Source organism: Maritimibacter fusiformis (assembly GCF_008086115.1).
Taxonomy (GTDB): Bacteria; Pseudomonadota; Alphaproteobacteria; order Rhodobacterales; family Rhodobacteraceae; genus Muriiphilus; species Muriiphilus fusiformis.
In genome coordinates, this window is record NZ_VSIY01000003.1 from 123,638 (window position 1) to 137,003 (window position 13,366).

The following is a 13,366-nucleotide window of genomic DNA, read 5'->3' on the forward strand; positions in this document are numbered from 1 at the left end:
TCACGGCGAACGCCTTGAAAGTCAAGGGGGCAAGGCCGCGCTCTGCCCGCTCAGATCTCCTGCTGCGGGCTGAGCTCGTCAAGCCGGGCCGCCAGCGCCTCGTAGCGTTCCGCCATGACCTCGTATTGCACCGCGTTCAGCACCTCGTAGACCTGCTGCATCAGCGGGTGTTCCAGCGCCGCCAGGTAGGCCGCGACCTCGTCGTCGGTGAAGTCGCGGTAGGCATAGGCGCTGCCCAGCAGCGAATAGACCTCGATGTTCTCGCGCATCCGCGGCACCTGTTCGGCCAGGATCGCGCGCAGTTCGGCCTCGGAATAGGTCGCCTCCGAGGTCCGCGCCGCCGCCGCCATCAGGTAACGCACCTGGATCTCGATCACCGCCGGCACGCTGGAATCGACGCCCCCGATCGCGTTGGTCATGGCGCGCAGGTCTTCGGCGCGTCCCGGGTTGTCGTCGAGCATCGCCGCCACCAGGTCCTCGCCGATCCGGTAGCGCTCCTCGTCCGGGGTCATGTGGCTTTCGTTCTCCGCCTCGACCAGCCTTTGCCCGAGGTCCGAGCCGTAGAACGCCATGCCATGTGACACCAACTCGTCCGGCATCACCGCCGCCATCATGTCGAGCGCACGCTCCAGCATCACCTCGGGGTCGAACACCTCTTCGGCCAGCCGCACCCACTGGTCGCCGAAGGCATCGGGCGCATCGCCCGCCAGCCCCGGCCCGGCCATCGCGCCCTGCTGCATCGAGGTGATCGCCACGTCAAAGCCGGTCACTTCGAGAAAGGCGCGCAACTCGTCGCGCTCCGCCGCCTGCGCGGCCAGCGCCGTGCACGTCACCACCAGCGCCGCAAGCCCCCCCAGGATGTTTCGTAGCCCCACCATGTCGCGCTCCTCTGCTGTCCGGTCCGACGACCCTAGAGCCGCGCCCGGCCGCTGCCAAGAGCGCACGCCAAACTTGGCAAACACCCGCCGCAGAAATCCCTTGCAGACCCCCGCCCGGTTCATTATGTCCCCGCCTGACCCCCGCGGAGAGGTGCCGGAGTGGTCGAACGGGGCGGTCTCGAAAACCGTTGACCCTTCACGGGGTCCCAGGGTTCGAATCCCTGTCTCTCCGCCACTAAGTCGTTGTTTGGCAAGCCGATTCATCTCCGGCGCCTCGGGGCCCGCATAGCCTCCGGCACGGACCATCCCGGCATGGTTGCCGACTCTCCGCATCACCGCAGGCACCAATGATGCCGCAACGGCGCGGAAATTCGCCTTTCCCACGCCCGATGCGCCGCGTCCCGAAATGCCAAAGCACCGCCGTTTCAAGCGGGGTTTTCATTGGCCGGACCTTGTCCACCCGCGGTGGCGCGGGCCTACTTGCGCTTTTTCTTCGGCGACGGGGCGGGCGCATCGGCGCGCAGCGCCGCGTCTCGTTCGAGGCGGGTCTTGCGAAGGCGCGATGTCTTGTCCTGGCGCTCTTCGGCCTCGGTATCCCGAATTTCCCGCACGACACGCGTGGTCTTGTCCATCAGCGTTTCCGAACTGGGTTTGGCTGCCTTGAACAGCGAGTCCTTGTTGAGCTTGGCCATCTTGAAATCTCCTCGGGGAACGGGATCGCGGGCCGGTTACGGCATCAGGGTTCGGGATGACCGCCCCGTGCGACCGGACGGCCGGGACAAATGCAAAGGCGACCGCGGCCCGAAGGCCGCCGCCGCCTCGCAATTCGGTCCGCCGCGCTTAGGCCAGCGCGAGATTGGACGCGGATTCGCGCCCGTCGTTGCCGCTTTCGATGTCGAAGGTCACGGCCTGCCCATCGTCGAGCTGTTGCAGCCCGGCGCGTTCAAGGGCGGAAATGTGAACGAAGATGTCCTTCGAACCATTTTCCGGGGCGATGAAGCCGAAGCCTTTTTGCGCGTTGAACCATTTCACGGTGCCATTGGCCATCGTGATGTCTCCTTGTTTGATTGCCACCCGCATAACGCGATGGCCCGGCTCAGTGTCCACGTAGGATCGTCTGAGGCCGTTAGGAAACAGAAGGTCGTAGGAAGATGCTTTGCTCAACACAGATGGGGTGGCCCGGCCCGATTGCAAGCCCCCACTTTGAAAAAGATGGATGAAGGCCCGACCGTCCCGCCGGCGCATTTGCCCCGGCGGCGGCCGTCGCCCCGGGGCGCGCCGCCCCTCGCCCGTTTCAATCCCCGCCCCCCGCCCGCGGCCTGATCCGCAGCCAGATGCCGTCCTTGGCGCGCACCGTCAGATGCGCCACCGGCATCGCCGGGCGGCCCTCGACCAGCTCGACCCGGTAGGCGCGCAGGATCATCGCCAGCAAGAGCGGCCCCTCGACCATCGCGAACCCCGCCCCGGTGCAGACGCGCGGCCCCGCCGAGAACGGCATGTAGGCATTGCGCAACCCGGCCTTGCCGTTCTCGGTGGCGAAACGGCCGGGGTCGAACTCGTCCGGCCGCTCCCACAGCCGCTCGTGCCGGTGCTGGTGCCAGGGGCTGAGCACCACCTGCGCGCCTTTCGCCACGGCGCGGCCCCGGAACTGCTCGGGACATGTCGTCTCGCGCACCATCATCGGCACGGGCGGGTAAAGCCGCAGGGTCTCGCGGAACACGTCGCGGGCATTGGCCAGCCGCTTGACCACGGCGAACTCGGCCCGCTCCGGGTCGATCTCGCGCAGGGCTTCGTCGGCCACCCGCTCCTGCCAGTCGGGAAACATCGCCGCCAGATACAGCGCCCAGGCCAGCGCCGAGGCCGAGGTTTCGTGGCCCGCAAGGAAAAAGATCGCCACCTGGTCGACCATCTCGGCGGTGTCGAAGGTCGCCCCCGTCACGGGGTCGGCGGTGGTCATGATCTTGGTGGCAAGGTCGTCGGGCGCGGTGCCTGCCTCGATCTCGGCCATGCGCTCGGCGGTCAGCCGGGTGATCAGCGCGCGGATCTCGCGCGCCGTGCGCTTGATCTCGCCCCGGTGCAGGCGCGGCAGCCATTTCGGCAGCGGGATCAGCGCCCACAGGTTCAGCACCGGCTGGGCATGCTGGTGCGCCTTGAATTCACGAAACACCCCCGCCGCCACCTCGTTCTCGATCGGGATCGAAAACAGCGTGCGAAAGATCACGTCGGCGGCGGCATGGCTGGTCTCGGCCTCGATCTCGACCGGCTGGCCGTCGGCACGCGCGGCCAGCCGCGCCACCGCCGATTGCCCCGCCGCCCACATCGCCGGAAAGGTATCGCGCAGCCGCCCGCCCTCGAACGCCGGGTCGATGATGCGGCGCTGGCGCTTCCAGGTCTCGCCGTTGGTAACGAACACCGAATTGCCCAGAAGCGGCGCCAGCCCCTCGCGCACCCGGTCGGACTTGGGGAAATCGTCGGGCCGGTCCTTGAGCACGGTTTTGACCAACTCCGGGTCGTTGCACAGGTAGCTGGTGAAGAACGGCGTGCGGAACTCGGCCATCCAGGCGCGATAGAGCCGGGCGGGCTGGGCCGACAGGATATCGGCGCGAAAGAGCTTGATATAACGGCGCAGCGACACCCGCGCGGGCCGGGCGGGCGGTTTCGGCGGCAGATGCGGGCAGGCCCCGCTCACAGGGCGGCTCCCGGGGCCATCGCGGTATGTTTCGACACCGCCTCTTCCTTGCGCGAGCGCGAGGGTTTGCGCGTGGCAAAGCGCGTGCCCAGCGTCAGCGGCCCGGCGGTGATCTTGAAATAGTCGTAGTCGCCGGGCCGGTCGAAGGCGCAGAGATACTGGAAATGCAGCCGGAAAAACCGCCAGCGCAGTTCCTTCCAGCGCTCCGGGCTGAGCGTCTTGGTAAACGCCGCCGAGATCACCAGCGGCCAGCGCTTGCCGGTTTCGGGCGCCACACCCGACACCGCCACCGGATCGCACAGCGCAAAGGCGCAGCCGTCGCCCGGCGCGGTCACGTCGACCCAGGGAATGTCGCCCTGGCTCAGTTCGTGCAGGTCGCGGCGCAGCCGGTGCGCCTTGGGCAGGAAACTGACCATCGGCACCACCTGCCCCAGCGTGAGAAACCCCAGCTTCGGCCCGTCCCTGGGCACCCGTCCCTCGCGCACCAGGTCGGCCAGGATCGACACGCCCAGATGCGCGCCCGAGGAATGCCCGACCACCAGCACCTCGTCGACATCGGTTTCCAGCGCGGCGGCGATCTGGTTCGCGAACTCGCCCATCCGCGCCTGAAGCGCCGGCGGATCGGCCCCGCGCGAGGCCGCCGAATAGGCATAATCGTGCATCAGGTAATAGGCGAACAGCCGGTTGTCGATGCGCCGGAACCACCCCAGCACCAGCGTGAACACCACCGCCCCCAGCATCGCCGCGATGACCTTCTGGCCCGGCAGAAGCGTGCCGCCATCCGAGACGGTGTGCGCCAGCCAGCCCATCAGCGCCAGGAACACCGCCCCGGTCGCCAGCCCCGCCGCAATCGCCACCAGCGCCTGCACCGTGAGCATCCCGATTGGATAAAGCGCCGCGATCACCGGCCCCTTGCGCAGCCGGATCAGCCGCCCGAAGGCGCCGGTGGCGATATAGGTCCAGGCGGTGCGCGCCATCAGGATGTAGGTTTGCAGGATATTGCGCTCCATCGAACTGCGCACGATATCCGACCACACCAGCACATCGAACTCGGCCCGCGTCTCCGCCCCGTCGATCCGGCCCGTCACCTGCCAGCCGTAGGTGGCCGAGCCCTGCCGCCCGACAAGATCGACCTCATAGCCCGAGATCTTCGCCTGGGCCGCCGATTCCTTGCGGTAGAGCTCGCGGTAACGGCGTGGATGAATCGGGTCGTAGCCGGGGATGTAGAACACCCGGCGCCGCCTGACTTCCTGTTTTGCAGGACTGCTCATCTTCCCGCCCGAACGGTTGTTTTGCCCGCAACGCTAGCGCGGAATTCGGGCGAAGGTAAGGCACGGAGGCCAAGGCCCCTCACCGCACACGCCCCTCAGGTCACCCCGAGATAGCGCGCCATCCAGACTGAGTGGCCGTTGCAATCGGGGTCTTCGGGGGTAAAGGCCAGCACTTCGAAGCCCTGCCCCTCCAGGAGCGCCTGGTAATCCGCCGGCGACAGCGAAGCGTGATAGAGCTGTTGCCCCTCGACCTGCCCGATCGCCTCGCCGGCCTCGGGGCCGGTGGTCATCACCAGCACGCTGCGCGGGCGCGCATGGGCGGCAAAGACCGGGAACATGGCGCGTTGGTCGTCTGCCGACAGGTGAAACAGGCTGTTCCAGGCCAGGATCAGGTCGAACTCCTCGCCCAGGTCCAGCCCGCGCATGTCGCGGTGCAGGACCCGCGCATGCGGCAGGTTCTGGCGAAACAGCGCCACCATCGCCTGCGCCCCGTCCACGCCGGTGATCTCGGCCCGGCGGTCCTGGAGATACGAGGCAATCGGCAGACCCGGCCCGCAGCCCAGGTCGAGCACCCGGCGCCCGGGCGCATAGCCCAGCGCCCGGTCCAGCCAGCGGCGTTCATAGAGCGTGCGGTCGCGCGACCGGGCAAAGCCCTTGGCGACTCGTTCATAGGTCGGGAGGATGTCATCTGGCGTCATGCCACCGGGCTAGGCAATCGGCGCGCCCGCGTCGAGAGCCAAAACGCCGCCCCGCGCCCTCTGGGCGGAAAACCGGCACCACGGCCCCGGCAAAAGGCAAAACGCCGCCGATCGTGTTTTGACCCGGCGCGCGCGCTCGCATATAGGAGGCGCCTAACCGGACCTACGGGGGCGCGCGTGTTCCGATTCATACTGGGCTTCATCGGCTCGATCTTTTCCTGGCTGACCCTGGCGGTGCTCATGGGGGCGATCACGCTGGGCGCGATTTTCTGGATGTATTCCAGGGACTTGCCGTCGCATGAGCAACTGGCCACCTACCAGCCCGCGATGATCAGCCGGATCTATTCCGGCGAAGGCGCCCTGATGGACGAATTCGCCACCGAGCGCCGGCTCTACACCCCGCCCGAGCAGATCCCCGATTTGGTGAAATGGGCCTTCATCTCGGCCGAGGACAAGAATTTCTACCAGCACCGCGGCTATGACCTGCGCGGCATGGTGGCCGCCGCCCTGCAGGCGGCCCAGGGCGCACGGCTGCGCGGCGCCTCGACCATCACCCAGCAGGTGATGAAGAACTTCCTTCTGTCCTCGGACCGCTCGTTCGAGCGCAAGATCAAGGAACTGATCCTCGCCACCCGGCTGGAGCAGACCCTGTCCAAGGACGAGATCCTCGCGCTCTATCTCAACGAGATCTTCCTGGGCCAGAACAGCTTTGGCGTCACCGCCGCGGCCCAGACCTATTTCAACAAGACGCTCGACCAACTGGCTCCGCACGAGGCCGCGATGCTGGCCGCGATGCCGCAGGCGCCGTCGAAATACCACCCGGTGACCTCGAAGGAGCGTCTGACCCAGCGCCGCGATTTCGTGCTCAAGGAGATGCTCGAGAACGGCTTCATCGACGAGGCCACCTATCGCGCCGAAGTCGCCCTGCCGCTGCGCTCGGTTCAGAACGGCGACTACCCGTCGTTCCGCGCCACCCTGCCGCCGCGCGACTACTTCACCGACGAAATCAGGCGCCAGCTCAGCCGCAACTTCGGCGAGGACGAGTTCTTCGGCGGCGGCCTCACGATCCGCGCCACGGTCGACCCGGACCTGCAGATCGTCGCCGCCCACGCGCTGCAAAAGTCGCTCGAAGCCTATGACCGCGACCGCCGCCAGTGGCGCGGCACCGGCAAGACCATCGACCCGGCCACGCTGGACGACGGCACCTGGGAGGCGGCGCTTGCCGAGGTGTCGGTGGCGCGCGACATCACGCTGGACGGGCAATGGTTCGTGGCCGTGGTCGACCAGGTCGGCGACCAGGCCCTGACGCTCAAGATCGAAGGCCAGCCCGAACCCAATCCCTGGGACGTGCCGCGCGACGACATCGGCTGGATGACGGGGTCGTTCACCGACAACTTCACCCGCGGCGACGTGGTGCATGTGCGCCGGATGACCAAGGGCGAAGATGGCAGCGGCGATTTCATCCGCTGGACCCTGCGCCAGGTGCCCGAGGTCGAAGGCGCCTTCATGGCGATGGACGTGAACACCGGCCGGGTGATCGCGATGCAGGGCGGGTTTTCCTATCAGCATTCGGTGTTCAACCGGGCGACGCAGGCCACCCGCCAGCCGGGGTCGTCCTTCAAGCCCTTCGTCTATGCCGCGGCACTCGACTCGGGCTTCACCCCCGCCTCGATCATCATCGACGCCCCGATCGAGATCGAGACCGGCGGCGGCATCTGGCGGCCCAAGAACGCGTCCAACAAGTTCTACGGCCCCTCGCCGCTGCGCACCGGGATCGAGCAGTCGCGCAACCTGATGACGGTGCGCGTGGCACAGGAAGTGGGCATGGAGGTGGTCGCCTCCTACGCCGAGCGTTTCGGCGTCTACGACCACCTCGACCCGTTCCTGGCCAACGCGCTCGGCTCGTCCGAGACCACGCTGTTCAAGATGGTCGCGGCCTACGCGATGTTCGCCAACGGCGGCGAGCGGGTGGAACCCACGCTGGTCGACCGGGTGCAGGACCGCATGGGGCGCACCATCTACCGCCACGACCAGCGCATCTGCGAGGAATGCGACCTGCTGCGCATCCCGCCCGGCGAAGGCCCCACGATCATCTCGAACCGCGAACGGGTGATGAACGCGATCACCGCCTATCAGCTCACCTCGATGCTGCAGGGCGTGGTGCAGCGCGGCACCGCGGCGGGGGCGATCAACCTGCCGGTGCCCACCGCGGGCAAGACCGGCACCACCAACGATTCCAAGGATGTCTGGTTCGTCGGCTTCACCTCGAACGTGGTCGCGGGCTGCTACATCGGCTTCGACCGGCCGCAAACCCTGATCGGCGGCTCCGGCGGCGGCACCTGTGCGCCGGTGTTCCAGCGCTTCATGACCGAGGCGGTCGAGAAATACGGCGGCGGCCGCTTCCGGGTGCCGCCGGGCGGGCATTTCATCAAGATCGACCGCTATTCCGGCGCCCGCCTGCCCGACGACGCCACCGGCGATTATGTCGTGGCCGAGTATTTCCGCGACGGCGAAGAGCCGGTGTTCGGCGTGGCCTTCGACGGCGGCTTCGCGATGGGATCGAACCTGCCGCTGTTCCTGCCCGGCGAGATCGACCCCGAAACCCGCGAAAGCACCACCGCCACCGGCGACCTGACGGTGATTCCCGACCGCGCCGACACCGGCTCGGTGGCCGCCGGCGGGCTCTATTGACGCCCGCGTCAGCGCCCGCCACGGCCCTTGAAATCACACGGGAATCCCCGGCCCGCGCCGGGCAATTCACCCGGCGCGCGATTTTGCCCATTGTATTTGCCGGCGCGCCGACACTATGTTCATCCGACGGCGAAAAGACGCGCGCTGCGTCCTCGCCCGAAAGTTTCGCTGCCCCGTCTCGCCATGGCGCCAAACGCCGGAGACCGGACAGACCGAGAGGCGGCCGCAAGGCCGGACCGGCCACATGGCCAGACATTTGCCCGCCAACCCCGAGGGGGCGGCGCGGCCCTGAACAGGCCCCCGTCACGCTATGACAGGGTGCCGGAGACGAAACGCGATGAGGCGCGCAGGACAGACCGTTGATCCAGACCGGGGGGCATCGCCGCCCGGTGCTGTGGCAGGTGTGCCCGCGCCGAAGCTCGCCCATACAAGTCACCCCCGATCCCGCGCCCGCCTTGACCGGCCCGCGCCCGCTCCGGGGTGCATCGGAACACAATGGCTAAGAAAATGCTCATCGACGCCACCCACGCGGAGGAAACCCGCGTCGTGGTGGTGGACGGAAACAAGGTCGAGGAATTCGACTTTGAATCGGAAAACAAGCGCCAGCTAGCTGGCAACATCTACCTGGCGAAAGTCACGCGGGTCGAACCCTCGTTGCAGGCCGCCTTTGTCGACTACGGCGGCAACCGGCACGGCTTTCTGGCCTTTTCGGAGGTCCACCCCGACTACTACCAGATTCCCGTGGCCGACCGCGAGGCGCTGCTCGAGGAAGAGCGCGCCTATGCCGAGGCGATGGCCCGCGAGGAGGACGAGCGCGAGGCCAAGCCGTCGCGTTCGCGCAGCCGCTCGCGCAGCAAGTCGAGTGCCGCGAAGGCCAGAAGCGACGACGCCGTCGCCACCGCCGAGGCCAACACGCCCGAAGCGATGGACGTGATCGAGTTTGACGGCGACGACGAGGCCGGCGACGATCCGGTCGAGGGCCTGTCGCCGATGGCGCTGGTCGAGGATACGCCGGTCGAGGAACCGGGCGGCAACGGGGCCGACGACAGCCACGACGACGACAATGGCGACGACGACCACGACGATGACGACAACAATGGCGATCACGACGACAACGCGATCGAATCCGTCGCCGACGAGGACGTGACCGAGGAAATCCGCCAGCCGCGCAAGCCGCGCGCCAGGAAATACAAGATCCAGGAGGTCATCAAGGTCCGCCAGATCCTGCTGGTCCAGGTCGTCAAGGAAGAGCGCGGCAACAAGGGTGCGGCGCTGACCACCTACTTGTCGCTGGCCGGGCGCTACTGTGTGCTGATGCCCAACACCGCCCGTGGCGGCGGCATCTCGCGCAAGATCACCAACGCCGCCGACCGCAAGAAGCTCAAGGAAATCGCCGGCAGCATCGAGGTGCCCAAGGGCGCCGGGCTGATCGTGCGCACCGCGGGCGCCAAGCGCACCAAGGCCGAGATCAAGCGCGACTACGAATACCTGCAACGCATGTGGGAAGAGATCCGCGCGCTGACGCTGAAATCCATCGCGCCGGCCAAGATCTACGAAGAAGGCAACCTGATCAAACGCTCGATCCGCGACCTCTACAACCGCGACATCGACGAGGTTCTGGTCGAGGGCGAAGCGGGCTACCGCATGGCCAAGGACTTCATGAAGATGATCATGCCGTCCCACGCCAAGAACGTCCGGCACTACGCCGAGACCCTGCCGCTGTTTGCCCGTTTCCAGGTGGAAAGCTACCTGTCGAGCATGTTCAACCCGACCGTGCAGCTCAGCTCCGGCGGCTACATCGTGATCGACGTGACCGAGGCGCTGGTGGCGATCGACGTGAACTCGGGCCGGGCCACCAAGGAAGGCTCGATCGAGGACACCGCGCTCAAGACCAACCTCGAGGCCGCCGAAGAGGTCGCCCGCCAGGTCCGCCTGCGCGACCTCGCCGGGCTGATCGTGATCGACTTCATCGACATGGAAGAGCGGCGCAACAACGCGGCGGTCGAGAAAAAGCTGAAAGACAAGCTGAAAACCGACCGCGCCCGCATCCAGGTGGGCCGCATCTCGGGCTTCGGCCTCTTGGAAATGTCGCGCCAGCGCCTGCGCCCCGGCATGATCGAGGCCACCACCCAGCCCTGCCCGCATTGCCACGGCACCGGCCTGATCCGCTCCGACGACAACCTGGCCCTGTCGATCCTGCGCCAGCTTGAGGAAGAAGGCACCCGCAAGCGGTCGCGCGAGGTGCTGCTCAAGGCGCCGGTGGGCATCGTCAACTACCTGATCAACCACAAGCGCGAGCACATCGCCCAGATCGAGGCGCGCTATGGCATGGCGGTCCGGCTCGAGGCCGACCCGTTCCTGATCTCGCCCGATTTCTCGATCGAGAAGTTCAAGACCGCCACCCGCGCCGTGCCCGAGGCCACGCCGGTGATCTCGGCCAGTGCCGCGCTGATGGACGACATCGACGAGGACGAGACCGACGAGGCGCAGGAGGTCCAGGACACCGCCGAGACCCAGGCGGCCCCGACAACCTCCGACGACGGCGAGGAACAGCCCAAGAAAAAGCGCCGCCGCCGCCGGCGTCCGCGCAAGAAGTCCTCGAACGGCAACGGCGAGAACGGGTCGGACAACGGCAATGGCGACAACGGGTCGGACAGCGGCAACGGCGAAACCGAACAGCCGGTGACCGCCGATCAGCCCGAGGCGACGCAGCCCGAGCCGGTCGCGGCAGAGACCGCCGAGGCGGCCCAGCCTGTTGAGGCTGCCGCCGAGGCCGAAGAGAAGGCCGAGGACAAGCCCAAGAAGAAGGTGACCCGCAGCCGCTCCTCGCGCGCCAAGCCCAAGGCGGAACCGGCAGAGGCCAAGGCCGACACCCCGGTCGAGGCCGAGGCCCCCGCCGAGGCGGAAGCCGAAGCGCCCGCCGAAGCCGAGGCCGACAAGCCCAAACCGGCCCCGCGCAAGCGTGCCAGCACCTCCAAGGCGGCCACGGCCAAGCCCAAGGCCAGCACCTCCAAGTCGAAGGCGAAAAAGGACGAGGCCGACGCGCCGGAACCGGCGAAAGACCTGGCCGAGACCGCCGAAAAGGCCCCCGCGCCCGCCCCGGCCCCGGGCGAGACCCCGAAACCGGCCCCCGAGCCGGTCGCGGCCAACGGCGACGACGAGGCCCCCAAGCCCAAACGCAAGGGCTGGTGGTCGCTGGGCAGCTAGGCCAGCCAACACGAGAAACCAGGCCGGGCCCGAGTGGCCCGGCTTTTCGTTGTCCCCCGCGCCGCATGGCGCCCCATCTCGGGGATGTGACGAGATGACAGGTGACGCCGCGCGCGCCCCGGGCTAAAGCGGGTCGGCATGATGCCCCCGCCGGCACCGAAACCCACCCGGCGCGGCGCATGACAGGAGGCCAGGACATGTTCGGGATCGACCTCATCGACGCAAGCCTTTTGCCCGCGCTGACCATCGCGCTGGTGGCGGGGCTGTTGTCGTTTCTCAGCCCCTGCGTGCTCCCGATCGTGCCGCCTTACCTCGCCTACATGAGCGGCGTCAGCGTCTCCGACCTCTCCACCGCCGGCGGACGCGCCAGCCGCAAGGCGTTCATGACGGCGCTGTTCTTCGTGATGGGCCTGTCCACCGTGTTTCTGTTCCTGGGCTTCGCGGCCTCGGCCTTCGGCGCGTTCTTTTTGCAAAACCAGACCATATTCAACACCGCCGCGGGCATCGTGGTAATGGTGTTCGGCGCGCATTTCCTCGGCATCTTCACGATTCCCTTCCTCAACCGCGACGCGCGGCTGGATGCGGGCGACCAGGGCGGCACCGCGTTCGGCGCCTATATCCTCGGCCTGGCCTTCGCCTTCGGCTGGACCCCCTGCATCGGCCCGCAACTGGGCGCGATCCTGTCGCTTGCGGCCTCCGAGGCGAACGTGGCGCGCGGCACCTTCCTGCTGGCCGTCTATGCCGCGGGCCTCGGCATCCCGTTCCTGCTGGTCGCGGCGTTCTTCCCGCGCATGCAGGGCCTCATGGGCTGGATGAAACGCCACATGGTGCGGATCGAGCGGATCATGGGCCTGCTGCTCTGGACCATCGGCCTGCTGATGCTGACCGGCGGCTTTTCGGACTTTTCCTACTGGCTGCTCGAAACCTTCCCGGGTCTGGCCGCCCTGGGGTAGGCTGGCCGCGATAGCGCAACCACGATTGCACCCCCGCGCGCCCCGACCTAGAAAGCGGCAAGCTCAGATCGTTCACAGGGGGCCACCATGCCGAACACCGACCAACTCACCCAGATGAAAACCGGCAAGGGCTTCATCGCCGCGCTGGACCAGTCCGGCGGCTCGACCCCCAAGGCGCTGAAGCTCTATGGCATCGACGAGGACGCCTATGCCTCCGAGGCCGAGATGTTCGACCTGATCCACGCCATGCGCGCGCGCATCGCCCAGGCCCCGGCCTTCACCGGCGACAAGGTGGTCGGCGCGATCCTGTTCGAGATGACGATGGACCGCGACATCGGCGGCAAACCGGCGGCGCAATTTTTGTGGCAGGATCGCCGCGTGGTGCCCTTCCTCAAGGTCGACAAGGGGCTTGAGGGCGAGCATGACGGCGTGCAGCTCATGAAGCCGATGCCCGAGTTGGACGCACTGCTCGACCGCGCCGTCGCCGCCGGCATCTTCGGCACCAAGATGCGCTCGGTCATTTCTGCGGCCAACCGCGAGGGCATCGCGGCCATCGTCGAGCAGCAATTCGCCGTCGCCCGCCAGATCCTCGCCAAGGGGCTGGTGCCGATCATCGAGCCCGAGGTGACGATCACCATCGCCGACAAGGCCGAGGCCGAGAACATCCTGCTCGAGGAACTGACCAGACACCTCGACAGCCTCGACGAGGGCCAGGAGGTCATGCTGAAACTGACCCTGCCCGACACCGCCAACCTCTACGGCACGCTGGTGGGCCACCCGCGCATCATCCGCATCGTGGCGCTTTCGGGCGGCTATTCGCGCGACGAGGCCAACGCGCGGCTGGCCGAGAACAACGGCGTCATCGCCAGCTTCTCGCGCGCCCTGACCGAGGGGCTGTCCGCGGATCAGTCCGACGCCGAGTTCAACGCCGCCATCGCGGCCTCGATCGACTCGATCTACCAGGCCTCGATCACCTGAA

10 protein-coding genes and 1 tRNA gene are annotated in these 13,366 nt (G+C 67.4%); 5 read left to right on the forward strand and 6 right to left on the reverse strand.

Annotation, left to right across the window (positions count from 1 at the left end; translation table 11 throughout):
- Window positions 1-50: 50 nt before the first annotated feature.
- Window positions 51-878, reverse strand: a complete 828-nt coding sequence (locus FVF75_RS01340; RefSeq protein WP_148375948.1) for a DUF2059 domain-containing protein — start codon at window positions 876-878, stop codon at window positions 51-53.
- 145 nt (window positions 879-1,023) lie between these two features.
- Here FVF75_RS01340 and FVF75_RS01345 point away from each other — a divergent pair.
- Window positions 1,024-1,113 (forward strand) — tRNA-Ser (locus FVF75_RS01345).
- A gap of 241 nt (window positions 1,114-1,354) precedes the next feature.
- Here FVF75_RS01345 and FVF75_RS01350 read toward each other — a convergent pair.
- From FVF75_RS01350 to FVF75_RS01370, 5 genes are all read right to left on the reverse strand, one after another.
- Window positions 1,355-1,570 (reverse strand): hypothetical protein, encoded by a 216-nt coding sequence (locus FVF75_RS01350; protein WP_148375949.1) that lies wholly within the window; start codon window positions 1,568-1,570, stop codon window positions 1,355-1,357.
- Window positions 1,571-1,718: 148 nt separating this feature from the next.
- Window positions 1,719-1,925, reverse strand: coding sequence for a cold-shock protein (locus tag FVF75_RS01355; protein WP_148376448.1), 207 nt, complete (start codon window positions 1,923-1,925; stop codon window positions 1,719-1,721).
- A 247-nt stretch (window positions 1,926-2,172) separates the two neighbouring features.
- On the reverse strand, window positions 2,173-3,567 hold the full coding sequence (locus FVF75_RS01360) for a cytochrome P450 (protein WP_246137967.1): 1,395 nt from the start codon (window positions 3,565-3,567) through the stop codon (window positions 2,173-2,175).
- Window positions 3,564-4,838, reverse strand: a complete 1,275-nt coding sequence (locus FVF75_RS01365; protein ID WP_148375950.1) for a hypothetical protein — start codon at window positions 4,836-4,838, stop codon at window positions 3,564-3,566. Before FVF75_RS01365 ends, FVF75_RS01360 begins: the two co-directional genes overlap by 4 nt.
- 95 nt (window positions 4,839-4,933) lie before the next feature.
- Complete coding sequence (locus tag FVF75_RS01370) at window positions 4,934-5,536, reverse strand: class I SAM-dependent methyltransferase (RefSeq protein WP_148375951.1); 603 nt, start codon at window positions 5,534-5,536, stop codon at window positions 4,934-4,936.
- Between the two features lie 177 nt (window positions 5,537-5,713).
- Here FVF75_RS01370 and FVF75_RS01375 point away from each other — a divergent pair, with 177 nt between their 5' ends.
- The 4 genes from FVF75_RS01375 to FVF75_RS01390 all read left to right on the forward strand — a co-directional run bounded on the left by FVF75_RS01375 (window position 5,714) and on the right by FVF75_RS01390 (window position 13,365).
- Complete coding sequence (locus FVF75_RS01375) at window positions 5,714-8,227, forward strand: penicillin-binding protein 1A (RefSeq protein ID WP_148375952.1); 2,514 nt, start codon at window positions 5,714-5,716, stop codon at window positions 8,225-8,227.
- A 495-nt stretch (window positions 8,228-8,722) separates the two neighbouring features.
- On the forward strand, window positions 8,723-11,434 hold the full coding sequence (locus FVF75_RS01380; RefSeq protein ID WP_148375953.1) for an Rne/Rng family ribonuclease: 2,712 nt from the start codon (window positions 8,723-8,725) through the stop codon (window positions 11,432-11,434).
- Between the two features lie 197 nt (window positions 11,435-11,631).
- The gene (locus tag FVF75_RS01385) at window positions 11,632-12,387 is read left to right on the forward strand and encodes a cytochrome c biogenesis CcdA family protein (protein WP_148375954.1); all 756 of its coding nucleotides are present in this window, start codon (window positions 11,632-11,634) and stop codon (window positions 12,385-12,387) included.
- 87 nt (window positions 12,388-12,474) lie between these two features.
- Window positions 12,475-13,365, forward strand: a complete 891-nt coding sequence (locus FVF75_RS01390) for a fructose bisphosphate aldolase (RefSeq protein WP_148375955.1) — start codon at window positions 12,475-12,477, stop codon at window positions 13,363-13,365.
- Window position 13,366: the final 1 nt, after the last annotated feature.